The sequence below is a fragment of the Lederbergia sp. NSJ-179 genome (assembly GCF_022867885.1).
Classification (GTDB): domain Bacteria; phylum Bacillota; class Bacilli; order Bacillales; family Bacillaceae_C; genus Lederbergia.
Genome location: NZ_JALIFP010000014.1, coordinates 24,349 through 47,835 on the forward strand (window position 1 = coordinate 24,349; position 23,487 = coordinate 47,835).

Below are 23,487 nucleotides of genomic sequence, written 5' to 3' on the forward strand. Positions count from 1 at the left end.
GTGATACCTCCTTAATTCATTTTTTTTGCAATATCTGCTAGTTTTACTTCTCGTTCTTCTGGTACTGTTTGCAAAAAGACGTGAACACCTTTCTTTTCGAGTTCTAACAATTCTTGGTATTCCGCTTTTGTTAATGTAATATTCTTAAAAACCACTATTCTATCTGGACCTCCACCAATACCACCTATCTGGATGTCTGAAAAAGGGTATCCCTTATTAATTGCTTCTAATAAAGAAGGAATATTTTTGAAAAGAATAATCGATGTTTTTAGGTCACGTTCTGCTAAAAAATCTTTTGCAGCATCAATTGTTTTTACAAATAATTCCACGCCACTTGGGGCTGCCATTTTAAAAACTTCAATCATAAATTCATCATTTGCCAAAGCATCATCTATAATAATCACTTCTTTAGCATTTACCTGTCCGATCCACCTTGTCACCACTTGTCCATACAATAACCGACTATCAACTCTTATTAATCCAATTTCACCCATTTTTGTCCCCTCCAAGTTATAATATTATTGATAACGATTTCACCTTCTCTTAAAAAATTAATATGGTATAATTAATTAAGAAAATAATTTTATTTTTTATCGACGAAATCAATAATGTTTTTATTATATCAAACTTTTTCGTATTGTAAATATTTTTATTGAAATATTTTTATTTAAAGGAGTGTAAGATGATGACTGATTTAAAGAGCTTAATTCAAACAAGCTATCCGTCCATGACTAAAAAAGAAAAAAAAATTGCCGATTATTTGCTCAAGCATAGTGAAAAAGCTAAAAATAAAAGCATTTCAGAAATTGCAGCAGCTTGTGGGGTTGTGGAATCAACCGTATTTCTATTTGCAAAGAAGATTGGCTTATCTGGTTTTAAAGAATTAACTGTTTTACTTGCAAATAGTCTGAAAGGTTTTCTTTTTGAAGGTATCGATGAAGATGACGATTACCTTTCTATCACAAAAAAAGTGATTGAAAGTAACATCCATTCACTAAGGAATACGTCTAAATTTATTGACTTAGAGCAATTAAAAGGTGCCGTAGAGTTACTAAATTCTAGTGAAAAAACTGTTTTTTTTGCTTTAGGTGGTTCTACCCCCATTGCATTAGACGCCTATCATAAATTTTTGCGTACGCCCCTTAATGTCGAGTTTAATTTAGAGTATCATATGCAGTTATTACGAGCCGGTAAATTAACAGACAATGCTTGTGCCTTTATTGTGTCTCATAGCGGTGAAAACCCAGATATTATACGAATAACAGATATTTTACAAAAAAACAAAGTCCCCATTATTGCGATCACAAGTTTCACAAATACTTCTCTTGCTAAGGTCGCAACTTATACATTTATTTCAACAACTGAAGAATTAAAATATAAGGATGCAGGCATTTATACAAGACGATTAGCTCAAATGTTATTAGTGGATATTTTATTTACATTAGTGATGATTGCAGAAGGGGATTCATCGATTCCCTATTTGGAAAAACTGCAAGAAGCTATTTACTCTACTAAATAATCAGGGGAAAAGTTAATTATTGTTGCTTTAAATTAGGGAATCAAATAATAGAAGTTCAGGATAAAGCTTTAGGGGAGAAGTGTATTGGTTGTTTATAATAAAAAACAAATTTATGCATTATGGCTTCAAGCCTGGAATGAAGATATTTCCTTAATTGATAACATAACAGCTGCTGATTGTACCGTTCATTATGTAAGAAGAATGGATGGAAAATCTTTAGGTGATCTATATGGCGGCGAAGCATTAAAAGAGGTCATTAAGGATTGTTATACTTTTTTTAATGATGTAAATTTGTCGGCGGAAATGGAGCCTATCATAAATGGTCCATATGTATTAGCGCGTTGGAATTTCACAGGTGTTTATAAAGGAGGGATAGCAGAAGCCAAAGTAAAAGCTGGGGAGAAAATAAGACTCAAGGGTATGGACCTTTTTCTTATTAAAAACGGAAAAATAAAAAATTACTGGTTTTCTTGGGATCGGGCACAGCTAATAGAGCAATTGGATCTGTTATGAATTATTTTGGGTAAGTTTTCGGTGTTTGAAATAAAATAAATGATAAACTCTCAGTGTTTAATCCTGAGAGTTTATCATAGATGTACGGTAAGATTCTAATATATTCATTTTTGTTTCTAATTTATCTAATGCATCATCAATGTTCTTTTTTTGCATTTTTAATTTTGTTTGATGATCTTTAAAAATGCGAACTCTTTCTTCCAAAGTGCTTGGTCCTTCCATATGAAGTTGAGCCACATGCCTTAATGTTTCAATCGACATACCGGTTGCTCGCATACAACCTATCATTTCAAGCCAAAATAGATCCTCCTCTTTGAACATTCGATAACCGTTTTGATTACGTTCAACAAATGGCAAAAGACCTTCATCATCATAATAACGAATAGTAGATGGGGATACAGATACTCTTTCTGCAGCCCTTTTTATTGTTAACAACAAAATACCCTCCCTAAATCAAAATATAGTTAGCAAGGCCAGAGTTTACTAATTAAAGTGAAACTGAACCTTAAATAGTCATCTTAAACCACAAATTAAGAATATTCAAGCAACAATTTGGACTAAGGTAAACCCGGTCATACCAAACAGAGCCCAAATGTTTTCTTATTGGGCTCTGGCTTTTATTGATGCTAAGACAATTTATTGTTCATTGCTTTCAAAATAATTTTTCAATCCAGAAGTAATTCCTTCCGCCACTTCCTTTTGGTATTCCTCTGTCTGAATGATTGAGAAATCATATGGATTGGTAATAAAACCTAATTCCACAAGAACTGCTTTATCACTATTTTCGCGTAAAACATAGTAATTAGATTGTTGAATCCCTCTATTTTGAAGTTGAGTATTTTTGACAATCGAATTTTGTATGCTCTCTGCTAAATTACGGCTAGTTGGATGATAATAATAAGTCTCTAAACCTTGAGCAGATGATCTAGGAGAGGCATTGTAATGTATACTAATAAATGCATGAGTATGATACGAATTACTAATCCGAACCCGCTCTTTAAGTGAAATAAAGTAATCGTCCTCTCTCGTTATAATAACCGTTGCACCGGCTTCACGTAGGTCATGAGCTACTTTATTAGCAGTCATCAGCGTTAGCCTTTTTTCGAAATTTCCGCCTATTCCTATTGAACCCGGATCTTTCCCACCATGCCCCGGGTCAATGACGATGTTATATCCTTCCAATGAATCCTCTGTGACTCCTTCAAATGGGTTGCTATAACTATTTTCTGCAGGCTGTGATTCAGTATTCGTATTCGTCAACCAAGCCGCAATCCATCCTGTAGAACCATCCGCTAAGGATATTTTATGCCAATCGTTTGATGTTTCAATTAAATCAAATCTGTCACCACGGGAGGCAGATCCGATGATATTGTATGCAGTTCCTGGACCGGTACGAATTCGTACTTCATTTGTAGTAACCGTAACGCTTGTCTGATTAGAAGCTAATTTTGATTTTGGTGTGCTGCCAGCTGGAAGTAAAAAATGCGAAGCCACCCATGCAACTTGTCCATCATAATAGGTCTGCACCCAGCCAAAAGATTCTTGAAAAGCGACAACACGATCACCTTCCGACAACTGACCAATGATAGTCGCACTGTTTGAAGGAGCGGATCGAATATTTAATGACGTAGTTCCGACTATGTATACTTGACTGTGACCCTTAGCATGAGCAGACGGAATAAAATGGAATAAAAAAAAGGTGCTAATAAAAAAGGTTAGGAGTGCGTGTGGTCTTAGGTTCATGCATAGTCCCTCCTTCGATAGTTCAATCATTTCTTTTGTTAACGTTTTTACAAATTGAGATCGACGTGATACATATTAGTCTTCTATGGATAGATGTATATTATATGAAATTTATAGAATATAAAGCAAGCAATAATATATTGCCTTTTGAAAGTAGCCCTATAAACTCTCTTGAATTTTTACTGTTATAGAACGTCTCTTTATTTCGTCCTCTAATTGTTTAATAAATTCAGGGTCTAATTTCAAATTTTTTGCAGCAACATATGATTTAATTAATAGATCATTAGACATTCTTTTTATTTTTAATACACAACCTTTTATATTCAATAATGAGTCTGTAATACCAGCAATACTATATTTCTATGTTGGTCTACTGCATAATCTAATAATTCTCAGGTTTTGTTAGCGTTGCTTCTCCACCTTTAGAAACATCCGACTTATTTTTGAGGAAGTACTGTGGTAATGTACTACAACTTTAGCACCTGCGTCAACATAAATCTTACTGAATAAAGCGCTCAAATTTTTGCCTCCTCTGCGATAATGACTATCTTCCCTAAAGCATATCAAATTTTATTACCTCCTAATACAGTATAAACCTTCAAGTTAACTTGAAGGCAAGTGTTTTTTTAATTTTGTTACATAGATGAATAGTATTCAAGGTATAAGCTCTTGGATTTTCGGATTTTCGTATGGAAGCCATTCTGTACTAATCTATATTTTAATAGGAGATGGCTAAGGCACAACCCAAAAAAACTAGTCAAAACACAAAAATATCCTTTGGAATATGGTTTAATTGTAAGAAACAGATACACATACTTGATACAGAACTTATTTATAAAAAACCAAAAACTTTTTTCAAAGAAGTTCTTCTGCTATTAATCGATAGGAGTTCATTCGATCTTTAGGGGAGTGAGTGATCGTTACTATCATCATTTCATCTGTTTTATATGTTGTGTGTAACTGATGAAGTGCTTCACCAACCTCTTTCGGATTTCCGATAATCATATTTTGCTTCATGATTTTCAGTTTTTCTTTTTCCTGGTCCGATAATTCGTATTTTTTTGCTTCCTCAATGGATGGGATCAATTGTCCCATTCCTTTTTCTATTTGCAGTTGCCAAATAAGCGAACTCATGGCTATTTCCTCTGCCTCTTCGGTTGTTTCTGCACAAATCGCCGAAACGGTTAGCAGGACTTGTGGTAATTGGCCGTTCTTCTTCGGCTCAAATGCATCCACATATTGTTGGATGATCTCGGCGCCATTTTCCTCACTCATAAATTGACCGAATGCATAGGCCAAGCCATTTTTTGCAGCAAGGGCCGCACTTTTTTGACTCGTTCCAAGTAGCCACGTCTCTGGTGGTACGGGTGGCACAGGTGAGGCTGTCACTTTTGAAAACTCATGATCCTTAGGAAAATCATGATGGAGAAAATGAAGTAAATCTTCGAGCAAATTTGGCATTTGATAGACTTTCTGCAAAAAGTTATCGGATAAAGCATTCGAGGCCTCGGCTGATCCACCTGGTGCACGGCCAATCCCGATATCCATCCGATTCGGAAATAAGGTAGCCAGTAAGTTGAACGTTTCTGCTACTTTATAAGGTTTATAATGGGGCAATAATGTCGCACCAGAACCAATACGAATCTTGCTAGTATGAGCTCCAATGAAACCTAACATCACTTCAGGTGCAGGACAAGCAAGCCCAGGGAGATCATGGTGTTCGGCAATCCAATATCGTGTATAACCGAATTTCTCCCCTGCCTGGGCTAAATTCATCGATTCATACAAAGCATCCTTTGCAGATTGATTGGATGAGATCGGAGACTGGTCTAATATACTGATTCTCATCAAGACATCCTCTTCTCTTCATTTTTGACTTCAAGTAAGCTTACATGATAATCGCCAACTTCTCCTTTTTTATATAAATTGGTCATCGAAGTATAATATTCCTGAATCGCTCCTCTGAAGGTTAGCCCTTTTTCGGGAACTTTTACATCAAAAACCCCTTCATATAACAATGTTGCAATATCATGATAATTCTCACTCGTCACTTTAAAATCAATCACAATGTTTAAAAAATCATCCTGCCGATTTTCTTTATAATGATATACAGAAATGACTGTATTATTTAGGATTATATTCGAGACCAAAGAACTCGACCCCTTTCAAAAAAGTGGATAACGTGCATGACTATTAAGAGACCTAGTACACAGGGAATGAACGTTAATAGTGCATATGAAAAATTCTAACAAACTTCCCAATGTTTTGTTACTTTTTCGATTTATGGTTTTTAAATGAATGATCCGAATTGCTATTGTGAAAATGGAGTTGAATCGCCTTTTGCTGATAAATTGATAAACTTCCAAGGAGCAAGTGTAGGGAGACTTCTTTTGGAAACACGTTAAGCAAAAAACTCTAATAAGGCTTTCAAGTATGAGAACAGAGAGAGCTGTTTGCCAAGGGTATCCAACCTCTTAGGAGTGCACCACCGTCTGAATAGTTACCTGCGACAAGGTCACCTCCGTGTTGCGTAATGATTCTCTTTGAAATAGTCAATCCGAGCCCGACTCCCCCAGTTGATCGATTTCTTGATGATTCACCCCGGTATAATGGTTCAAAAACATGCTGAAGCTCCTCTGAAGAGAAACCCTCGCCTGTATCTGTAAAAGTAAAGGAAACATTATTCCCGTTCTTATAGCATTCTACAAAAATCTCTCCGTGACGAGGTGTATGTCTGACCGCATTATCCAATAAATTGTTCATGGCTCGCTCCAATAAATGCGCATCACCGATAACCATACAATCTTTATCGAATTGATTCACGATGATCGATATGTGTTTTTGATGGGCTAGTGGATGAACACTGTCAATCGACTTCTGTAAAACAAATGAAAGGTCAACCGTATTTTCTTTGAGTTCCATTTCCAAAAATTCCGTCTTGGTAAAGGTGAAAAGGTCCTCTACAAGTCTGTCCAATTGCGCAGACTTTTCCTTACAAACCTGCAGGTACTTTTCCTGTTTTTCAGGCGAATCAGCAATGCCTTGTTCTAGACCGTCCAAATAACCTCGTAGAGCAAATAACGGTGTTCGTAAATCATGAGCAACAGCCGCAATAACAAATCGGCGTTCCTCTTCCAATTTCACTTGTTTTTTCATGGATTCCCGAAGTCCATCGACCATCACTTTAAATCCATCACTTACTTCTGTAATTTCTGTAATCCGGGACACAGGAAGTGAGACCTCTAAATCACCCTCTGCAATTTTTCGAACACCACTGCTCAGTTTTTCGAGAGGTTTAAGAATGAATCCCCTCATTTCGTATCCAATCATAAATAAAGCCACGAATAGTCCAGCAAAAGTTGCCAACATTGGAACCAGTCTTGAATTTTGCGGGTAGATCACTACTCTTCCAAGTACATTTTCCCCATGAATGATCGAAAATTGTTCCGTTGAAATAGAAGAGCCATGTTTAGGAATGTATGTAAAAATCTGCTGATTTGATTCCGATAAAATCTCTACCCCCATATTTGTTACTTGTAATCGCCCTCTTAATTGCTTTTGCCAAACTGGATCGGTCCAGTGCTCCGAATTTTTTTCTATAAAGGATCTTGTATTAGCCAAATCCTGTTTTTGCCTTTCACTCATATCGAAACGAAGTGTTTTTGTTTCAATGATATGCGCTGTGACAAAAAATAGCCATGGCAGCAAGAGCATTAAAACTAGGCTAAGTATGGTGAACGTACGAATTCGAATAGTTCTCATTTCATTCTCCTTTGAATCGATAGCCTATTCCCCATACATTGACGATATACTCGGGTTGATTAGGGTCTAACTCAATTTTCTCACGAAGCCGACTTACAAGAACTCGTACAGTGTGTTTATCGCCAATGCCATCCCAAAACTTTTCAAGCAATTGTTCATACGAAAAAACAAACTTTGGATGCTCGGCAAACAATTGCAGCAATTCATACTCTTTCGGTGTAAGCATGATGTTCTCCCCTTCTACAAACACCTCTCTTGTAGGCAAGTTCAACTTCAGCCTTCCATAATCCAAAACTCTTTCTTTGAACTCTTTCTGCAAACTTGAGCGTCGTAATACTGCCTTCACTCTGGCAACGATCTCACCAGGTGAAGCCGTTTTAACGATATAGTCATCTCCTCCAAGTGCCAGGCCACGAATTTTGTCTACATCATCGCTACGAGCACTTAGGAAAAGGATAGGTATGTTGCTTTCTTCCCGAATCTGTCGACATAACTCAAAACCGTTTTGTCCAGGCATCATGATGTCAAGGACGATGCAATGAATGGTAACTTGCTCAAGTACTGTTAAGGCTTGATTTGTGTCATAAGCGGTTTTTACATAAAAACCGTCACTTTCTAAGAAATCTCTCAATAGTTCTACAATGCTTTTGTCATCGTCGACAACAAGTATGGTTTGTGATTCCTTCACGAATATTCACCTTTCCTGTGATGCCTTTTCTTAAACATACCCTTTCTTCAATCGAAATCAATGTTTAGTTTATCATTTTTTCAACAAGGAACAAGTTTAGTCATGCGTTTTATGACAGATTGTGATGACTTTGAGACACTTTTTTATCTTTGTTTGAGACACTGATTAATTATTCTTTGTATGTGGAACGAACAGCAAATATCCACTACCACGGGAATGCGAACAATCGCTTTACACTCAATCTAATTTGAAGGAGGGTTTGCAAATGGGGTTTGAAGGTCACAGTTTCTCATTCTTTCCATTCGGTGCTTTGTTTTGTCTCACACTATTTAGTTTTGTAGCCATTCGAATAGTTGAAATTAGGCAACGATATAAGGCTGATAATTATCAGAAAAAAAGAGAATCCGACACAAAATAACACTTACAGTAACTATTAGTTTTTCAAAAGAACGGACTAGTTGGTTCGATCATTCTGATTTTGACATGGAGGAAATATTTATGCATATACAAATTGTATTATTTGATGGATTTGATTTATTAGACGCAATTGCTCCCTATGAAGTATTTACGGCTGCTGCGATGTACTCAGAGGAGGAAGTAACCGTTGAACTTGTATCTGCTGAAGGCGAGCGTTTGGTGACAAGTGGAGTCAATCAATTACAATTTCAAGCAAGTGATAAACTTGATTTAAACAGCAAAGGAATCATTCTTATTCCTGGAGCGTCAGGTTCAGTTCATGATAAAGGACCAGATTCGATACCGGTTAAATTACAACAAGCAACTGAAACAGAACTTAGCCATTTCCTAAATGAAGCCATGAAGAAGCCAGATATTTTGCTAGCCACCGTTTGTGGTGGCTCTCTCCTATTAGCAATGAGTGGTCTGTTAGAAAGACGGCACGTCGTGACACATCATATGGGAATGGATCTTTTAAGCACCACAGACGCGATTCCAGTCAATGCACGTGTTGTCGATGATGGCAATCTCATCACTGGAGGGGGTGTTACATCGGGACTAGATGTGGCCCTTTACATAGTTGAACGAGAGTTAGGTCCCCAAATAGCACATGCAGTTGAGCAATTATTTGAGTACGAACGAAGAGGAACGGTTTGGAAGGCTGAAGGGATGACACCTAAAGAAAGCAAACAAGAAAATCCATTGAAAGCGACAAAACAACATATCACGATACAATCGAATGAAATAAGGAATTTTCAAGGGAAATGGGATACGGCAATATCTACTCCGATCGGGAAACTTTCCGCATTAATTAATTTATCTATCAAAAATGGACAAATAGTAGGAACTGCCTTGCAAGGAGAAGAGGTTGTCCCCCTAGACAATCCTATACTTGAAGGGAATCAGTTAAAGTGGTCGATGAAAGTGACTAAGCCTATGCGTCTTACTTTAAAATTTATCGTTTCCATCGATGGAAACCAAATGTATGGCGAAGCAAGGGCTGGTATGCTTCCCTCATCTAAATTAATTGGACACCGTATTTCTTAGAAGGGGATTTGTCACTATGTATTCATTCCTTGTATTTCTTCATGTTGTCAGTTCATTCGTTTTAGGAAGTTTCATTTCCTTGCCTTTTATAATAAATACCATTTCTTCTCGTACGGGTAACGAATTAAAGACAGTCCTTCAAACAATTTCAAGCTTTATGCGAGCAGGTCATTATGCATTAGTGCTCTTGTCAATTTCAGGAGGTTGGATGATCTTTGCCTATTCATCCTATCCTTCCGTCTTATGGATAGGAATGGCCATCGTGTTAGTTGTCCTCATGGGTGGCTCGATAGGAATGAACCATACAAACCTAAAACGGATTATTGTTTCCAAGTACCCCGAGAAGGAAGTATTAGAAAATATGCCAAAGTTAAGATTATATAGCTGGATCACCTTTTTATTCATCATTGCTGCTGTCTTTATTATGACGAATCGCCGTCTATTTTCCTAAGCAAACACGGAGGAAGGACGAATGAAAAAATTTATTCAAATAGCCATTTTAATCATCCCTATCCTGTGGGTATTTCATACATTTTCTAAGAATTTTGTGGTCGATCCTACTTTTGAAAAATTTATTTTTAGAAAGGGGCTAGTACTGACTGATACATCCCTATGGATTATAATGATTCGTATTCATATTTTGCTAGCTATTATTTCACTTCTCACTGGCCCTTTAGGCGTGATAAAAAGAGTTCGTGTGAAATCAATCAAATTTCACCGTTGGAATGGCCGACTATATGTCTTGTCTATCATTTTAAATTTCATTCCCGGAATCTATGTCTCTTTCTTCGCAACAGGGGGATGGCCAAGTACATTGGGATTTCTCATTTTAAATACCTTATGGCTTGGAACCACGATCCTAGGTTATTGGTATATTAAAAGGAAGAAAGTCATCCTACACAGTCAATGGATCATTCGAAGTTTCTTTCTTTCCTTTGCGAATATGACTATTTATATCATTGTAGCCATTACTCACCACGGAATGAATTTTTCCTATGCAAATGCCTATACAATAGCAGTCTGGTTATGTTGGATTCTTAATCTTTTTATTGCAGAAATAATCATAAGAAAAAAAGCATTCTTATAAGAAGGAAAGGATGGTATAAACCGAGATAAGAAAAGCGCAAGCGCCTTGGTCAGCCCCGACAAGCAAATGTTCTGAGACAAGAAAAGTCCGGTTTTGACTTTTATTGTCTCAGGTTATTTGACCTCGAGGGGCTAGGCGCTGGAGCTAGATCCAAACATTAGCCAATTTTTATACTTTCTTACCTTATAAAAAAGTGCCCTGAACTTTGGTAGAATAGGATTTGAACGGTGAAAAATCCAAAGAAAAGGAGCACCTTCTGGTTCATAATTATAACACATATAATACGATTGTATTGGAAGAATTACCACTGAACCAACTTTGGAGCATGCTGCCTTATGGAGGGATTTTCCCCCTCCTTGAATATTCGAAAAGATTCAATTAACGAATCATTTGGAAGAACATTTCACCGGATTCCCCCATCTTAACATCTGTAGTCGACTTTCATCTAACCCTGATTAAAAGGCGGGGATATGGAGTGAAAATAGCAGAAAATGAAGCGGATAAACGTGTTGCGATGAGTTATTTAAATACGCAGTACGTAGACCCACTTGGTTTTTTCACTAGTAAAGGAAAACATTCAAAAAAAGTCGCAGCAGCAGTCCAATGCAATTTCTGATCGATTGATCAGACGCTGCAAACGGGAATATGTAACCATCAAAGAAGTGATGGATGATCCCGATGTATTAGAATCCTTGAAGGTGCTTTAACTGAATCTGGTGAAGCACTTATCCAAACATATGATTTTAATCCAGTCGCACATCATTTGGTATATAAATTTCTTCGTATGCGATGTTGCATCACCATCAAAATCCCTTTCTGAATAAGAAAAGCAATTAGCAAGAGAACGACAAGAAATAGTGTGATGGTTGGCCCAGGAGGGGTTCCTAATTGATAGGAAGAGATAAGGCCGGTAAAAATACCAATTAACGAAACAATTACGGCCGTAGTAAGTACCATGATGAATCCTTTAGCAATTCTAATCGCTAATGCAGCAGGCAATACCAAAAGGGCCGAAACTAATAGGGCGCCAACGGTCGGGATAATGATTGAAATCGCCAGCCCAGCTACTATGCTGAAAGAAAGTGATAAAAGATGTGTATTTATTCCGCTTGTATAGGCTGTATCTTCATCAAACGTTAATAAATATAAAGGCCTTCTTAAGATAAAGAAATACAGTAAAATAAAGACGGTTATGAGTGAAATGATATACACTTGTTCCTGGCTAATCGTTACAAGCGATCCAAACAAATATTGATCCATCGTTGTTGTCATACCGCCTTCGCTTAAACTTATTAGAAATAAAGCAAGTGATAAACCAGCCGCCATTAAAATGGCAATCGACACTTCTGAATAGGTTCGGTATGCCCTTCTCATATATTCAATGCCAATTGCACCAATGATGACGACGATAATACTGGAGACGATGATTTCTGTATGAAAGAAAAAACCGATTGCTACTCCAGCCAAAGAAATATGCGACAATGTATCTGCCATTAATGCCTGCCTTCGTAAGACAAGAAAAACACCTAAGATTGGAGCAATAACTCCGATGAATCCACCAACCCAGAATGCTCGTTGCATGAAGCCGAGATCAAACATTTCCATTCGCCGTCTTCCCCCCTTTCCAAACGAATATGTTTATCCAAATAGTCCTGTACCTCATCCAGATCATGTGTCACCATAATGACAGTTCTATCATGCGCTTTTATCTGGAGGTGCATAAACTGATAAAACTCCATACGGCTCTCAACATCCATTCCGGTTGTAGGCTCATCTAATACAAACACATCTGGTTCAGAGACATAAGCACGTGCAATACATATTTTTTGTTTTTGTCCCCCTGATAACGAACCAATTTTATGATGACGATACTCCCACATTCCGACCATTTCCAGGGCGTTTCTCACCAAAGCTTCATCTGTTCGTTTTAATCGTTTAAACCATTTTCCTTTCTGAAATCTACCTGATTTAACAAGCTCCAGTACCGTACTTGGAAAACCAACATTAAACGAAGCGATCTGCTGAGGAACATAAGCAACTTTCAAGCGCCGCCCTTTATCATTTTTTTTACTAATCATAATTTTTCCATGCCAAGGCTTTAACAATCCAAGCATGATTCGCAGCAAAGTCGATTTTGCTGCGCCGTTCTGCCCCGTTATCCCGACAAATTCACCGCTTCTTATGTCAAGTGAAACATCGTTAATAACCGGAACATGTGAATAGCCAAACACAATGTTTTCCATTGTAATAAGATTCATCACGAACTCCTCCCTTTTAAACATACATGAGAAAAAGGCGTGCTTTTAATGCTACATGTGCACACCTATATTTCTCCTTTATTTATTACTATTGTAATGCTTCCCTAAGAATATTAAGGTTATCTTCCATTACCGTTATATAATCAAGCCCTTTTTCCTGGTCTTCTTTACTTAAGCCTTCCAGTGTGTGCAGGATTTCGGTTTTAGCTCCAATTTCGTTTGCCAGCGTTTCTGCAACTTTAGGAGAAGCCAATTCTTCAAAGAAAATCACGTTCACATTATGTTCTTTTGCGAATTTTTTTAGTTCAGAAAGCTTCGCAGCGCTTGGTTCCTGCTCCGGTGATAATCCTGCAATCGGAACTTGTTCCAGTCCATATTCTTTCGCTAAATATCCGAATGCAGCGTGCTGTGTGATCAGTTCTTTCCTTGGAACATCCTTAAGCGTTGTACGGTATTGCTGATCAAGCTTCTTTAATTGTTCAATATACTTCTCGCTATTTTTCTTATATACGTCTTCGTTCTTTGGATCTTTGTCAATAATCGCTTTTGTAATGTTCTCTACTTCTTTCTGAGCCAGTACCGGACTAAGCCAAACATGCGGGTCTAAAGTACCATGGTCGTGGTCGTGTTCATGATCTGCCTCGTGAGCATGGTCGTCTCCGTGTTCATGATCACCGTGGTGATGCGCTTCTCCCTCCATTAAATCAATGCCCTCACTGGCTACCACCATTTGAGGGTGTTTGTCACCCATACTATTTTCTACGGAAGGCACCCATGTTTCCATCGAAGGGCTATTGTATACAAACAAATCGGCCTTTTGAATATTTGCCACATCTTTTGGTGAAGGATCCCAATCATGTGGTTCAATCGTAGATGGAATTAAGAGATCAACTTGGGCTTGTTCCTTGACAATGTTCTTCGTAAATTCATACATTGGATAAAAAGTTGTTACAATGTGTAACTTCTTTGAGTCTGATGGATCACTTTGTTTCGTTTTGTCTTGTGGCTGGCTTGTCGAATTGCTACAGCCTGCAATGACTAAAATGAAAACCAGCAGAAGTGGAATGATGAACTTTACATGTTTCATATTCGTTTTTCCCCATTTCAATATAATTTTAAACCGTAATAATTACAATAAGAAAAGCGCAAGGCGCCCGCCTATCGGCGACAAGCAAATGTTCTGAGACAATAAAAGTCCGGTCTTGACTTTTATTGTCTCAGGTTATTTGACCTCGAGCCGATGGCGCCTGGAGCTAGATCCTAACACTAGCCAAATTTTATACTCCTACCTTATTAGGAAAAGCGCAAGCGCCTCTTAATGGAATAGGATGAACGGCTAAATGCGCGACGTCCTGTCGCGACGCCGATGGACTCGCATCCTGCGAGCCTCTCGGGGCTAGGCGCTGGAGCTAGATCCAAACATTTTATTTATAACTATGATCAATTAAACTGTAGCAATTACAGTTTATGTTTAAAATAAAACGTAACGGTTACGATTTACATTTATGATATTACCATGCTTTTTTTGTTTTGCCAAGAAATTAATTTTTTAGATCCTCACCCCAACAGAGCACCCTTACCTACACTGCATAATATTGAAAATGAGTTAAGTGACAAACAACTGGTTCTATTCATGCTGCTATATTAATTACTCATCACGCTATAGCGTGAAACAAATAGAAAATAAGTTTAAAATAGAAGAAGATTTTAATTGTTACTGGATCAATGAAAGTTTTACGTACATTGACGATCATCTTGACGGGGATATATCCTTAAGTTTATAAGCGGAGAAAGCTCATGTTAGTCCTGCACATTTTAGTAGAGTGTTTAAACAAATAACTGGTATGGGGGCTCACCGTGTACTTAAATAAAAAGAGAACTTCTAAAGCGAAAGAGTTATGGAAGAAAACAAATGATCCCGCGACTTATATAGCAGAACTGAGTGGGTTTGACAGCACCCCGCACTTCTATCGCACTTTTAAAAAATATATAGGAACTACGCCTGCAGGATATCGCAAAAGCAATTAATCTAAAACAATGTATAATATCTTGGAGATGCTAGGTTCTAAAACTCTGAATTATTTTAGAACCTAGTACACATACAGTCCCGCATCAAGATGTCCTTGCGGCTTCCCCTCTAATATGAAACTGACTTTCATACATACTATAATAAAATCCTTTATTTTGTAAAAGCTCCTGATGTGAGCCAGATTCGACAATTTCCCCTTGATGAATGACGAATATGCGGTCAGCATTTTCTATGGTTTTCAAGCGGTGAGCAATGACAAAGCTTGTTCGACCTTCTGTTAGCCGATTGATTCCTTTTTGGATTTCGATTTCCGTATTGGTATCAATGCTGGATGTGGCTTCATCCAATATTAAAATATCGGAGTCGGCTAAGATCGCTCTCGCAATCGCGAGTAATTGACGTTGCCCTTGGCTTAAATTGGATCCACCAGAGGTAATCCGTGTATGATACCCTTCAGGCAAATGTTTAATGTAGTTGTGTGCCGAGGCCATTTTTGCCGCAGCAATCACCTCTTCATCTGTCGCTTCCAAACGTCCATACCGAATATTTTCCATAATCGTCCCAGAAAATAAGAAGGTATCTTGCAGTACAACTCCGATTCTCTTTCGCAAACTACTTAATGAATAATCGCGAATGTCTCGGCCATCTACTTTCAATTGCCCATCAGTAACATCATAAAATCGCATTAATAAATGGATGATCGTTGTCTTTCCGGAACCGGTCGGACCAACGAGCGCAATTCTTTCACCTGCCTGCACTTGAAAATCAATATCTTTCAAAATCGGCTTTCCGGTATCATACTCGAAGTGAACATGGGAAAAATCCACTTCCCCTTTAAATGAATCTACGACAACCGCTTCTTCCTTATCTACTAAATCCGGTGTCTCATCCATCACTTCAAATACGCGCTCAGCACCCGCGATCGCCGACTGGAATGTATTCAATAAATTCGAGAGTTGGTTAATCGGTCGAAAGAATTGGCGGGAATATGTCACAAATGCCGCAATGATTCCGACCGTTGCCAGCTCATTCACGGTCATTACTGCACCAATCGCGATGACGAAACCAAGCCCTAGATTATTAATAAAGTTATTGACTGGACCCAAAAAACCAGAAACCGTATCGGCCGCCATGGCGGAATGACGCAACCGTTCATTGACCTCGGAAAATTGCCGATCAATTTTTTCTTCCTTCCCGAAAAGCGTGATCACTTCATTGCCTGAAATCGACTCTTCTATAAAGCCATTTAACTCCCCTAAATCCGTTTGTCTTTTAATAAAATAACTACTGCTGTAAGTAATCAATTTTTTCGTCGTAAAAATCATTAACGGAATAACAAGGAGCGTCACAAGTGCAAGCACCCAATTCAAAGAAAACATCGCAATCCCTACACCTGTCACCATTAAAATAGAGGAAAAAATTTGGATCACACTTTGACTCAATGCATTATTCAATTGGTCGATATCATTCGTTACTCGGCTCATCAAGTCTCCATCCTGACGTTTGTCAAAAAAACGCAGTGATAATGTTTGGAACTTATCGAATAAATCTTGGCGCATTTTCCGAATCGTTTGCAATGAAACGCGGACCATCATAAAATTTTGCAGCCATGTAAACACGGTCGTAGCGAAATAGACGAGCGCCAGTATACCCGAAAATCGTAACGTTCCACTGATGTCTTTTGGAATAATATATTCATCGACAATAACACCAATCATATATGGGGCAAGGAGTCCTAGTAAGGTGGTGATCATTACAAATATAATCGATGCAACTAAAGCTGCCTTCTGTCTCTCCATATAACGCCATATTCGTTTGATTGTTCCGATAGGGTCCTTTGCCTTAACAACAGGGCCGCTAAATCCCCGTGGACCACGGGCACGGCTCATCAGATTAGGAGTCGGTTGTGAAGCAGGTTTACTCATACAGATTTAACCTCCTTTCCGATTTGGGAGTGATAGATATCACGATACACATCACTTTTCATTAATAACTCTTCATGTGTCCCACTCGCTTCAATTGTGCCATCACCCATAACGAGAATCTGATCCGCATCCATAACGGAAGATATTTTCGAGGCTATAATCAATACTGTCGTACTGGAAAAATCCCTTCCTAATGCCTGTTGCACCGCGAATTCCGATAATGCATCAATCGCTGAAGTCGAGTCATCGAGAACTAATATCTTCGGTTCTCGGATAAACGCACGGGCCATAGATAAGCGCTGTTTTTGCCCCCCTGATAAATTGGTCGCACCTTGCATTAACCGGTGTTGATATTTCCCATCCAATCGATCAATAAATTCGCTGGCAACCGCTGATTGTACCGCAACATCCATATCCTCCTCTGTTGCTTCCTCTTTTCCAAAACGGAAATTTTCCTCAATCATGCCAGAAAACAACATTGCTTTTTGCGGAACAAATCCAATCGCTGAGCGGAGTGTCTCAAGTGGCAAATCCTTCACATCGACCCCATCGATCAGAATCTCCCCTGAATCTGGATCATACAGACGAGGAATGAGCTTAACAAGGGTAGATTTCCCACTGCCAGTTGACCCAATAATCCCAATGGTCTCTCCAGCCTTAGCGGTAAACGAGATATTTTTCAGCACGTACTCGCCATTTTTACTATAGCTAAAATAAACATCTCTAAATTCGACCTCCCCTCGGATTGAATGATCGACAACTGGATATGCACTTTCAGTAATATCAATACCTGTGTCAAGCACTCGAACAATCCGATCGGCAGAAGGAAAAGAACGAGCGATTTGCATTAGCACATTACTGCTGCTCATTAATCCGTTCATCATAATGTTTAAGTAATTAATAAAGGCTAAAATAACCCCGACTTGTAATGTGCCCTCATTGATCTTGATCACACCGAGCCAAAGTCCGGCGATAATGCCCATATTGACAACCAACATCATAATCGGCATTAACGTGAGGATAAGTTGCTCAGCCGTCATATTCCGCTTTGTCAGCAAATCATTCACTGTCTTAAAATGGCTTTTTTCATACTCATGACGGTCAAAGGCTTTAATGACCCGAATACCCGCCAACATTTCCTGAAGCTTCGTATTCACTTGGTCCATCGCCTTTTGTACCTTTGTAAAAAGCTTCCCAGACTTCACCGAAAAATAATATATAAAAGCGATCAGAATCGGGATGGAGACAAGCAAGATCGGAAAGAGCTCCCGTGCTGTAAACCAGACAATGACGATAGAGCCGATAAAAAGCAAAGGTCCCCTGACAAAAATACGCAATGTCATTATCACTGCCTGTTGCAGGGTAGAAATATCATTCGTCAAAATCGTAATTAATTTCCCCGTACCAAAAGAATCGATATTTTGATTGGAAAATCGTTCCGTCTTCCTGAACACTTCTCGCCGGATATCCGTCGCAAAATGGACAGCCGCTTTTGCCGCATAAACAGAACTTCCCGCTCCCCCAATTAGACCAATAAACGCACTTACTAACGTGATAAGTCCTAATCTGATCACATAACCATTATCTTGATTGGCAATTCCTACATCAATCATCTTCTGCATAAATGTGGGTTGTAAAAGATCCATCATTACTTCCATACACATGAGAAGCGGGCCTAAAATAGCAAAAATGGTGTAGGGTTTCAAATATTTTAGTAATTTTTTTATCGAATTCATGAAATTTCCCCTTACTTATTTTTCTTTTTCAAAAGATCGGTCATTTCATTGATAAAGGCGACTAATTCCAGCGCACCTTCGGGATTCCCACGTGTTTGCTTCATCGCTTTTCGGAGTTCCTTTTCCCAACATTTTACGGCCTCCCGCAGTTGCATGGACTCCTTGGAATTCCTCCAGATCATTCTCTCTTTCCATTCAACCCAGAAATCATCCTCCTCATGGAGGGCCCTCTCCTCTAACCGCTTCCGGCCACTCTCACTGATGGAATAAACCTTTTTATCCAATCCAGTATCCAATTCAATCAAGTTTTGATCCAATAATTCCTGAAGGGCGGGATAGACCGTGCCCGCACTTGCCGAGTAGGCACCACCGGAGCGCTCTTCCAATTCCTTCATAATTTGATAACCATGCATCGATTCCTCTGCCAATAAATGCAAAATAGCCAATGGGACAAAGCCTCTTCGTCTTCTCATTTTCTAGCCCCCTTTATTATATCGATAATAATAAACGATATATCGGAAAATATCAATCGTAATATACGGATCTATTTTTATACTAAATAAAAAGGACTTGCCTGTTTAGGACAAATCCTGTACTAAACGTTCTAGTTTTGTCTAAAAACCTAACACTTAGACTAAAAGAATAGTTAAGCAACAAAAAAACCATCCGCTGCATCGTTCTCAAACCACAATTGTAATTGATCAGCAATTAGTTCTGGTGTGCCCTTGATCTCTCTGTGTTCTCTTGCTCCGGCAATTCGTTGATACAATTGACGAATGGTCAGGCCTTCACGTTCAGCAAGATCCTTTACTAATTTAAAACGGGTTTTAGCTCCGTTAATCTCCTCTATTTTGGGTAATTTAGGTAATGGGCCATCGATTGGATACCCAGATAAATCAAAACTAATCAAATTAGACAATAAAGATATTCCAACATCTTCAGGACTAAGCTCCCCTAGCAACCGTTTATTTATTCCATTACCTACTAGAAAAGTGGTTCAAACGTTGATTTTTCTAATATCGAAACTACGTTTAAATTCTGATTTAAATGAAAAAGACAGGTGTAGAAAAGGGACTACCTCAATTGGAGTCCCTTACCCATTATTTATGATATGGTTCACTGTAACAAGAATGAGGGTTTTTATTTCCTTTATCAAACCCAATTGAGCAATTTATTAGGGTGATAACTTATAAAAACGTCAATATTTTTGAAGAGGAACGAACACTTAGTAGAAAACTACTTCGTTTGAACCAAGACAATTTCGTCAATAATCGGAATCTCCTTTTTTAATACAGCTAATACATTTTCTTCGATTTTATTGTCAAGTTCACAAACTGTTATCGCAGGACCATTCATTTTTGAACGCTCATTCACCATACTCGCAATGTTAAACCCTTTTTGATAAAGAGCTCTCGATAATTCTGCAATAACCCCTTTACGGTCATTATGGCGGATCACAAGTGTTGGCCGTTCACCAGAAAATTTTAACGGATAATCCTCTAATTCTTGAACCTCCACTTTACCGCCACCTAAGGAACTTGCAAGTACCTTGACACGGCGTGTTGCCCCCTCCAATTCGACAAGAACAGTATTGGGGTGATAGCTTCCGAGCACCCGTTTCGTGAATTCATATTGTAACCCATGTTGTTCAGCCATTTTTTTGGCGTTTGGAATGCCATCATCCATTGTGGACAACCCTAAAACACCTGCTAATAGTGCTAAGTCTGTCCCATGTCCTTGATAGGTTTCAGCGAAGGAACCCATCAGTGAGAACTTTACATACAATGGATTTTCATTTAATAGTTGGCGGGAAATATTCCCGATTCGGACAGCTCCAGCCGTATGCGAACTTGAAGGGCCAACCATGACGGGTCCGATGATTTCATACGCACTTTGGTATTTTGCGGGCCCGCCATCACTAGTTTTTTTGCTTAGAATCTGCTCTTTTAACTTTTGCCCTGTTGGTGTTCCTGCAAGACCACCGATCCCGGTTTCTCTCAACGATTCGGGCATTTGCTGTCCGACTTCATGCATCACATGAACCACTTCATCTGGAGGAATGATGCTTGCTATTCCAGCTAAAGCCATATCTGCTGCGGCTTCCGCCGTAAGGGCATGTAAACCGTTACGAATGATACAGGGGATTTCCACCAGCCCGGCAACCGGATCACACACTAATCCGAGCGAATTTTTTAAAGCAATGCCAACAGCATTTCCCACCTGCTCTGGCGTTCCGCCGGCAAGCTCAACTAAAGTACCTGCTGCCATTGCGGTTGCTGATCCGACTTCGGCCTGGCATCCGCCAGCAGCCCCTGATATGGAGGCTTTATTGGCCACGACTAGACCGAGGGCAGAGGCAGTGAATAACGACTTTACGATCTGTGCACGAGTGAAGTTCCCGCTGTCAAGGGCATGAACAAGTACAGCTGGCAAGATTCCGGCTGAACCGGCTGTCGGCGTCGCCACAATCCGCCCCATTGCCGCATTTACTTCTGATACCGCAAGCGCATTTGCTGCAACATGTAATGTTATAGGATTGATAATGGAGTTTCCATTTTTGGCATATTGATAAAGACGGTTCCCATCGCCCCCCGTCAAACCAGTCCGGGACATAACAGGACTTATTGTCCCTTTGCGGACAGCCTCTTCCATCACCGTGAATTGTTCCGACATTTTTTCGATGATCGTCTCTCTTCGATCACCTTTCTGTTCCACCTCAGTTTTGATCATCAATTCCGAAATGGTTGTCTTTTCCTTCCCTGCAAGTTCAATTAATTCTTTTAAACTTGTAAAAGACATGTCATCACTCCTTTAAAGAAGACGGTTCTCGTACTACAAGCAACTTTGTTTATTCTTATCCGAAATATTCTGTAACAACCGCTGCCATGCTTTTGCTGCCTTTATTCTCATTTTATCATGAATGAATATAAAAAATCCCCTTTAGAAGGCATAAGGTGAAATCAATTTATTTTTAGTGCGTGTTCAAAAAGGAGGATAAAAAGGACCAAGAAGTTCGAGGCGGCGCAGTTTTGAGCAGCGGACTTGTACAGGATGTACTGACTTCCGCGTTGCCCACAGGACGTGGGCGGTTTTAGCGGAAGATCCTTTCCTAATACATGAGCAGCGGAGAAACAAGCCAACGAAGAAATTCGCTTATGTCTTTTTACCGGACTTTTTGAACATCCTCTTTTACAAAGAATATGGTTTTTACGCATAAAGAAGCTTCATCTTTTCTTGCCACTACAACCTAAGCTTACATTCGATCATCAACTGATAAGGCGATAACTTTCTTAGTTCAAAGCGAAAACGGTGGTTTTTCAGTAGTCCGTTATCAGCTGTTATTTTTCGGCAGATATATGCGAAAGACTGTGCCGCTAGGTGAACTTTTTAGTAAAACTAAATCTCCTCCTAAGGCTTGAGCAATCATTTTACTCAAAGAAAGCCCCAGCCCTAGACCTCTTACTTTATATTTTTTTCCTTCTCCACGGTAAAAACGCTCGAAAATGAAGGGTTGCTCTTCTGCTGGGATTCCTTTTCCAACATCCTTTACATCAATCAATATATGTGCTGCTTCTTCGTGAAGGGTAACATCAATCTCACCCGCTTGATCCATGGCTTGTTTGGCATTGTTCAGCAGATTGGTCATAATCTGCTGAAAACGAATAGGATCTATATTTACCTCAACAGGTGATCCCAACAAGGTGAGATTCACTTTGGTTCCTCTCTCATCTTGAGGAACATTCCAGCTATATACTGCTCCTTCTACTACATCATTTAGATCATGCCGCTTTTTATTTACGTCGACAGCCTTTGCAGCAAATTGATTAAAGGCAAGCAAATCCTCTACCATCTTTTTCATCTTTTCCGTTTCATGAAGAGAAAGATTGACAAACTCCTTTGCTTCTTCTCCTGTAACGACTCCATCTTTGATCGCTTGCAGCAAACCACTGATTGAAGTAACAGGCGTTTTCAATTCGTGTGTGACACCGGCCAACAACTCTGTACGAAGTGATTCCAATCTTTCGAGTTTTTTCGTCATTTCTTCAAATGAATGAATCAGTTCATAAACTTCTTTTTCTTTACTATTATTTGGTAGGTCAATTCGATAATTTCCTTCTGCTATATGTTTAGCGGCAGTCGCTACGTCTTTGATTGGCTTTGACAAACGCGTTGTTAAAATATAGATCGCAGCCCATCCCAGTAAGGCCAAGCTGATAATCATGATGGCCAATTGAGTATATTCTTGCTTTACCCTTGATAAATTCTGTTTTGACTCCACCATTACAACCCAACCAATCACCTCTTCTTCCATCTCTATAGGGGATTTTACAACATATACATCCATATCATTTAAAAAATGTTCTTGAATGGTGTTTTCATTTTGCAAAACAGATGGAGGGATTTGTTGCGCAAATGGCCCTCTTAACCGATTACTGGAAATAATCGTCCCTTCTGTATCGATAATATAGGTAAAAGGGTTCAGCATTAAATCCTTTCCCCCCTCTTGTTTCGAAGGAGGAAGGGCAGGTGGATTTTTACCAGGAAAGGGCTTTGATTTCCCCTGTTCATCTGTCATTGAAATTCTCCCAGCGATATCACCTGACAGAAGAACCATCATATTTAAGCGATTTTCTAACGTACTATGCCGAATCCAAAGTGCCGATATAATGGCCGTGACGATGAGTCCAATACAAAGCATTAATAGATACCTACTTATCCAGTAT

24 protein-coding genes and 2 pseudogenes are annotated in these 23,487 nt (G+C 39.0%); 9 read left to right on the top strand and 17 right to left on the bottom strand.

The window, feature by feature from the left end; genetic code table 11:
- Nucleotides 1-11: 11 nt before the first annotated feature.
- The gene (locus tag MUB24_RS12035; protein ID WP_244704353.1) at nt 12-494 is read right to left on the bottom strand and encodes a PTS sugar transporter subunit IIB; all 483 of its coding nucleotides are present in this window, start codon (nt 492-494) and stop codon (nt 12-14) included.
- Nucleotides 495-685: 191 nt separating this feature from the next.
- On the opposite strand from MUB24_RS12035, the gene MUB24_RS12040 reads away from it, so the two are divergent.
- Nucleotides 686-1,519: a MurR/RpiR family transcriptional regulator gene (locus tag MUB24_RS12040; protein ID WP_244704355.1), complete on the top strand. Its 834-nt coding sequence runs from the start codon at nt 686-688 to the stop codon at nt 1,517-1,519.
- Between the two features lie 84 nt (nt 1,520-1,603).
- Nucleotides 1,604-2,032 (top strand): ester cyclase, encoded by a 429-nt coding sequence (locus tag MUB24_RS12045; RefSeq protein ID WP_244704357.1) that lies wholly within the window; start codon nt 1,604-1,606, stop codon nt 2,030-2,032.
- Nucleotides 2,033-2,089: 57 nt separating this feature from the next.
- Here the strand turns inward: MUB24_RS12045 and MUB24_RS12050 are convergent, their stop codons facing one another.
- The 7 genes from MUB24_RS12050 to MUB24_RS12080 all read right to left on the bottom strand — a co-directional run bounded on the left by MUB24_RS12050 (nt 2,090) and on the right by MUB24_RS12080 (nt 8,225).
- Nucleotides 2,090-2,467: a MerR family transcriptional regulator gene (locus MUB24_RS12050; protein WP_244704359.1), complete on the bottom strand. Its 378-nt coding sequence runs from the start codon at nt 2,465-2,467 to the stop codon at nt 2,090-2,092.
- Nucleotides 2,468-2,668: 201 nt separating this feature from the next.
- Nucleotides 2,669-3,775: an N-acetylmuramoyl-L-alanine amidase family protein gene (locus MUB24_RS12055; RefSeq protein WP_244704361.1), complete on the bottom strand. Its 1,107-nt coding sequence runs from the start codon at nt 3,773-3,775 to the stop codon at nt 2,669-2,671.
- 159 nt (nt 3,776-3,934) lie between these two features.
- On the bottom strand, nt 3,935-4,066 hold the full coding sequence (sda, locus tag MUB24_RS12060; RefSeq protein ID WP_280516974.1) for a sporulation histidine kinase inhibitor Sda: 132 nt from the start codon (nt 4,064-4,066) through the stop codon (nt 3,935-3,937).
- Between the two features lie 564 nt (nt 4,067-4,630).
- On the bottom strand, nt 4,631-5,623 hold the full coding sequence (locus MUB24_RS12065; RefSeq protein WP_244704364.1) for an LLM class flavin-dependent oxidoreductase: 993 nt from the start codon (nt 5,621-5,623) through the stop codon (nt 4,631-4,633).
- Nucleotides 5,623-5,925: a DUF3219 family protein gene (locus MUB24_RS12070; RefSeq protein WP_244704366.1), complete on the bottom strand. Its 303-nt coding sequence runs from the start codon at nt 5,923-5,925 to the stop codon at nt 5,623-5,625. Before MUB24_RS12070 ends, MUB24_RS12065 begins: the two co-directional genes overlap by 1 nt.
- 277 nt (nt 5,926-6,202) lie before the next feature.
- Nucleotides 6,203-7,537, bottom strand: coding sequence for a sensor histidine kinase (locus MUB24_RS12075; RefSeq protein WP_244704368.1), 1,335 nt, complete (start codon nt 7,535-7,537; stop codon nt 6,203-6,205).
- A 1-nt stretch (nt 7,538) separates the two neighbouring features.
- On the bottom strand, nt 7,539-8,225 hold the full coding sequence (locus tag MUB24_RS12080; protein WP_244704370.1) for a response regulator transcription factor: 687 nt from the start codon (nt 8,223-8,225) through the stop codon (nt 7,539-7,541).
- Between the two features lie 265 nt (nt 8,226-8,490).
- Here MUB24_RS12080 and MUB24_RS12085 point away from each other — a divergent pair, with 265 nt between their 5' ends.
- The 5 genes from MUB24_RS12085 to MUB24_RS12105 all read left to right on the top strand — a co-directional run bounded on the left by MUB24_RS12085 (nt 8,491) and on the right by MUB24_RS12105 (nt 11,431).
- Nucleotides 8,491-8,643, top strand: a complete 153-nt coding sequence (locus MUB24_RS12085) for a hypothetical protein (RefSeq protein ID WP_244704372.1) — start codon at nt 8,491-8,493, stop codon at nt 8,641-8,643.
- Between the two features lie 80 nt (nt 8,644-8,723).
- On the top strand, nt 8,724-9,728 hold the full coding sequence (locus MUB24_RS12090) for a DJ-1/PfpI family protein (RefSeq protein ID WP_244704373.1): 1,005 nt from the start codon (nt 8,724-8,726) through the stop codon (nt 9,726-9,728).
- A 16-nt stretch (nt 9,729-9,744) separates the two neighbouring features.
- Nucleotides 9,745-10,179, top strand: coding sequence for a hypothetical protein (locus tag MUB24_RS12095; RefSeq protein ID WP_244704375.1), 435 nt, complete (start codon nt 9,745-9,747; stop codon nt 10,177-10,179).
- Nucleotides 10,180-10,200: 21 nt separating this feature from the next.
- On the top strand, nt 10,201-10,815 hold the full coding sequence (locus MUB24_RS12100) for a DUF2306 domain-containing protein (protein ID WP_244704377.1): 615 nt from the start codon (nt 10,201-10,203) through the stop codon (nt 10,813-10,815).
- A 475-nt stretch (nt 10,816-11,290) separates the two neighbouring features.
- Complete coding sequence (locus MUB24_RS12105; RefSeq protein ID WP_244704379.1) at nt 11,291-11,431, top strand: hypothetical protein; 141 nt, start codon at nt 11,291-11,293, stop codon at nt 11,429-11,431.
- A 143-nt stretch (nt 11,432-11,574) separates the two neighbouring features.
- On the opposite strand, the gene MUB24_RS12110 is transcribed toward MUB24_RS12105, so the two are convergent.
- The 3 genes from MUB24_RS12110 to MUB24_RS12120 all read right to left on the bottom strand — a co-directional run bounded on the left by MUB24_RS12110 (nt 11,575) and on the right by MUB24_RS12120 (nt 14,160).
- Entirely contained in the window at nt 11,575-12,420 is an 846-nt protein-coding gene (locus tag MUB24_RS12110; protein WP_244704381.1) for an iron chelate uptake ABC transporter family permease subunit, read from the bottom strand.
- Nucleotides 12,342-13,073: a metal ABC transporter ATP-binding protein gene (locus MUB24_RS12115; RefSeq protein ID WP_244704383.1), complete on the bottom strand. Its 732-nt coding sequence runs from the start codon at nt 13,071-13,073 to the stop codon at nt 12,342-12,344. Before MUB24_RS12115 ends, MUB24_RS12110 begins: the two co-directional genes overlap by 79 nt.
- 88 nt (nt 13,074-13,161) lie before the next feature.
- Nucleotides 13,162-14,160, bottom strand: a complete 999-nt coding sequence (locus MUB24_RS12120; RefSeq protein WP_244704385.1) for a metal ABC transporter substrate-binding protein — start codon at nt 14,158-14,160, stop codon at nt 13,162-13,164.
- Nucleotides 14,161-14,869: 709 nt separating this feature from the next.
- On the opposite strand from MUB24_RS12120, the pseudogene MUB24_RS23660 reads away from it, so the two are divergent.
- Nucleotides 14,870-14,944, top strand: a pseudogene (locus MUB24_RS23660) (AraC family transcriptional regulator); the annotation flags it as partial.
- Nucleotides 14,931-15,101 (top strand): helix-turn-helix domain-containing protein, encoded by a 171-nt coding sequence (locus tag MUB24_RS23665; protein WP_396426746.1) that lies wholly within the window; start codon nt 14,931-14,933, stop codon nt 15,099-15,101. The pseudogene MUB24_RS23660 and the gene MUB24_RS23665, both read left to right, overlap by 14 nt.
- Nucleotides 15,102-15,185: 84 nt before the next feature.
- Here the strand turns inward: MUB24_RS23665 and MUB24_RS12125 are convergent, their stop codons facing one another.
- From MUB24_RS12125 to MUB24_RS12155, 6 genes and pseudogenes are all read right to left on the bottom strand, one after another.
- The gene (locus MUB24_RS12125; protein ID WP_244704483.1) at nt 15,186-16,991 is read right to left on the bottom strand and encodes an ABC transporter ATP-binding protein; all 1,806 of its coding nucleotides are present in this window, start codon (nt 16,989-16,991) and stop codon (nt 15,186-15,188) included.
- Between the two features lie 32 nt (nt 16,992-17,023).
- Nucleotides 17,024-18,763, bottom strand: a complete 1,740-nt coding sequence (locus tag MUB24_RS12130; protein WP_244704387.1) for an ABC transporter ATP-binding protein — start codon at nt 18,761-18,763, stop codon at nt 17,024-17,026.
- Nucleotides 18,764-18,774: 11 nt separating this feature from the next.
- Entirely contained in the window at nt 18,775-19,236 is a 462-nt protein-coding gene (locus MUB24_RS12135; protein ID WP_244704388.1) for a PadR family transcriptional regulator, read from the bottom strand.
- Nucleotides 19,237-19,421: 185 nt separating this feature from the next.
- Nucleotides 19,422-19,730 (bottom strand): annotated as a pseudogene (locus MUB24_RS12140) (nitrilotriacetate monooxygenase); the annotation flags it as partial.
- Nucleotides 19,731-19,999: 269 nt separating this feature from the next.
- Nucleotides 20,000-21,562 carry an L-serine ammonia-lyase, iron-sulfur-dependent, subunit alpha gene (gene sdaAA, locus MUB24_RS23490; protein ID WP_313898448.1) on the bottom strand — a complete coding sequence of 521 codons (1,563 nt, stop codon included), beginning with the start codon at nt 21,560-21,562 and terminating at the stop codon, nt 20,000-20,002.
- Nucleotides 21,563-22,094: 532 nt separating this feature from the next.
- A complete protein-coding gene (locus MUB24_RS12155) occupies nt 22,095-23,462 on the bottom strand; it encodes a HAMP domain-containing sensor histidine kinase (RefSeq protein ID WP_244704390.1) in 1,368 nt (455 codons plus the stop codon).
- Nucleotides 23,463-23,487 lie beyond the last annotated feature (25 nt).

Coding starts and splice junctions, on each gene's coding strand:
- MUB24_RS12035 (WP_244704353.1), bottom strand. CDS start 494: ATGGGTGAAATTGGATTAATAAGAGTTGATAGTCGGTTATTGTATGGA.
- MUB24_RS12040 (WP_244704355.1), top strand. CDS start 686: ATGACTGATTTAAAGAGCTTAATTCAAACAAGCTATCCGTCCATGACT.
- MUB24_RS12055 (WP_244704361.1), bottom strand. CDS start 3,775: ATGAACCTAAGACCACACGCACTCCTAACCTTTTTTATTAGCACCTTT.
- sda (WP_280516974.1), bottom strand. CDS start 4,066: ATGTCTAATGATCTATTAATTAAATCATATGTTGCTGCAAAAAATTTG.
- MUB24_RS12065 (WP_244704364.1), bottom strand. CDS start 5,623: ATGAGAATCAGTATATTAGACCAGTCTCCGATCTCATCCAATCAATCT.
- MUB24_RS12075 (WP_244704368.1), bottom strand. CDS start 7,537: ATGAGAACTATTCGAATTCGTACGTTCACCATACTTAGCCTAGTTTTA.
- MUB24_RS12085 (WP_244704372.1), top strand. CDS start 8,491: ATGGGGTTTGAAGGTCACAGTTTCTCATTCTTTCCATTCGGTGCTTTG.
- MUB24_RS12090 (WP_244704373.1), top strand. CDS start 8,724: ATGCATATACAAATTGTATTATTTGATGGATTTGATTTATTAGACGCA.
- MUB24_RS12095 (WP_244704375.1), top strand. CDS start 9,745: ATGTATTCATTCCTTGTATTTCTTCATGTTGTCAGTTCATTCGTTTTA.
- MUB24_RS12100 (WP_244704377.1), top strand. CDS start 10,201: ATGAAAAAATTTATTCAAATAGCCATTTTAATCATCCCTATCCTGTGG.
- MUB24_RS12110 (WP_244704381.1), bottom strand. CDS start 12,420: ATGGAAATGTTTGATCTCGGCTTCATGCAACGAGCATTCTGGGTTGGT.
- MUB24_RS12115 (WP_244704383.1), bottom strand. CDS start 13,073: ATGAATCTTATTACAATGGAAAACATTGTGTTTGGCTATTCACATGTT.
- MUB24_RS12120 (WP_244704385.1), bottom strand. CDS start 14,160: ATGAAACATGTAAAGTTCATCATTCCACTTCTGCTGGTTTTCATTTTA.
- MUB24_RS12125 (WP_244704483.1), bottom strand. CDS start 16,991: ATGAGCCGTGCCCGTGGTCCACGGGGATTTAGCGGCCCTGTTGTTAAG.
- MUB24_RS12130 (WP_244704387.1), bottom strand. CDS start 18,763: ATGAATTCGATAAAAAAATTACTAAAATATTTGAAACCCTACACCATT.
- MUB24_RS12135 (WP_244704388.1), bottom strand. CDS start 19,236: ATGAGAAGACGAAGAGGCTTTGTCCCATTGGCTATTTTGCATTTATTG.
- sdaAA (WP_313898448.1), bottom strand. CDS start 21,562: ATGTCTTTTACAAGTTTAAAAGAATTAATTGAACTTGCAGGGAAGGAA.
- MUB24_RS12155 (WP_244704390.1), bottom strand. CDS start 23,462: ATGCTTTGTATTGGACTCATCGTCACGGCCATTATATCGGCACTTTGG.